1 protein-coding gene and 1 pseudogene are annotated in these 1,923 nt (G+C 69.3%); both read left to right on the top strand.

What is annotated here, in order from left to right; genetic code table 11:
• A pseudogene (locus AC2VNT_RS03500) lies at positions 1-729 on the top strand (type VII secretion protein EccE); the annotation flags it as partial.
• Between the two features lie 5 nt (positions 730-734).
• Positions 735-1,923: EccA family type VII secretion system protein (locus AC2VNT_RS03495; protein ID WP_486945535.1), on the top strand; the 1,189-nt coding region annotated here is incomplete at its 3' end.

Here is a 1,923-nt window from a genome sequence, read left to right as displayed (position 1 = left end):
GACGGCTCCGCGACGGCGACGGTGACCGTCCGCAGCGCGCAACCGCCGGCGGCACCGCCGAGCGTGCTGCTGCAGCCGCTGCCGGGGGAGCAGGCGACGGCGCTGGCCGGCAGTTTCTGCGGGCCGCTGCCGGATCTGCGCGGCGTCCGCCGCGGCCCGCTACCGGCCACGTTGACCGTTCCGCTCGGTCCGTCGGGGGTGCTGCTGGGTAAGGTCGGTGCCGGCGATCGGCTGCTGCTGCCGCTGGACGACCCGGGGGAGTTCAGCCGGGTGCAGATAGCCGCAGAGGATTTCCTGGCGAAGCGGATTGTGGTGCGCCTGGCCGGCGCCGGCGAGCGGATCACGGTGCACACCCGCGACCTGCGCCGATGGTCCAGTGTCCGGATGCCCGACGTCGTCGTCACCAGCGCAGTCCGGCCGGCCGCCGGCAGCACGGTCAGTGTCGTGGACGGCACCGCTGGCACCGAAGCCACCCGAGCGCCGGCGCCGCGGCCGAACACGGTGATCGTGATCAGTGCGCCGGACACGCCGCAGCCCGGCACCGCCGACGTGACGATCACCCAGACCGGCCCGGCGACCGTGGAGGTGACCACCACCGGCACTGCCGGGCAGGTGCACGTCGTGGAGGTGGAGCTGTTCCGTGCTGAGAACCGCTACGTATCCTCAGAGCCGGTCGTGCCGATGACGCGGGGCACCGCTGACGTCGAAGCCCTGGAATCGGTGGACTAGAACCCATGACCAGCAGGACGAGCAGCACGACAACGGTCGCCGCGCGCAAGCGATTCGACGCGGCGATGGCGTTGCTCGAAGCCGACCCGTCGGGTTTGTCCGCGGCGCGGCAGCTGTTTGGGGAGGCGACCGCGATCGACCCGTCGATGGCCGACGCATGGCTGGGCAGGGCCGCCACCGGCGACGAGTCGCTGTCAACGCTGCAGGAGTTGCACTCCTACGGCACACGCCTGCATCGGGAGACCAACCGGCTCGGTGTCTATCTGTCCGCGGCGGTGAAAGCCGGCCCGTACCTGTCGATCTCGGTGACCGAGGCGTCGCATGCCGGTCTGGCGCTGGCTAGTGCGCTGATCGACGACGGCCAGTACGAAAAAGCCGACGAGCTGCTGACCGGTACGACACTGTTGGACACCTGGGAGAACCACCAGTGGCAGCAGTACATTCGCGCCTACCTGATGTTCGCTACCCAGCGGTGGCCCGACGTGATCTCGGCTGCGGCGACGACCCTGCCGCCGCAGGCCACCATCATGTCGGCGGTGACCGCGGCAACCAGTGCGTTGGCGGCCCGTGCCGCCGCCCATCTCGGGCAGGCGCGGGTCGCACTGGACTGGGCGAACCGGGTCCAGTTGGGCCGCGGGCACGGCTTGCCGGCGGCCGCGGGTGCGCAGCTGAGTCCCGACACTGCGGTGACCGCGATCGACCCCGGCGACTTTCCTTTGATTGCCGCCGATTTGGCGTATGTGCGGGGGATGGCGCACCGGCTGCTCGGCGAGCAGGACAAAGCCGAGATCTGGCTGTCGAAGGCAACGATCAACGGCGCTCTGACCGAGGCGGCGAAACAGGCCCTGGCCGATCCGAGGCTGCATCTGGCGGTCACCGACGAAGAGGCGATCAACAGCCGAACCGACAAATGGGATGTGACCACCGAGCAGTCCCGAGAAGAGCGCAACGAAGAACAGAACCAGCAACGCCGTGAAGACCTGCTGGTGCAAGGCCGGGAGCTGCTGGACAACCAGGTCGGGTTGACTGAGGTCAAGCGTGCCGTGGCCGAGTTGGAAGACCAGATCGAGGTGCGCGGCCTGCGGCTAGCCGCAGGGTTACCGGTCACCAACCAGACCAACCACATGCTGCTGGTGGGGCCGCCGGGCACCGGTAAAACCACCACCGCCGAAGCGCTGGGCAAGATCTACGCCG

It is taken from the genome of Mycobacterium sp. TH-M15 (assembly GCF_057473705.1).
The sequence above is the reverse complement of the archived record's forward strand: the minus strand, read 5'-3'. Positions and strand labels throughout refer to the sequence as shown.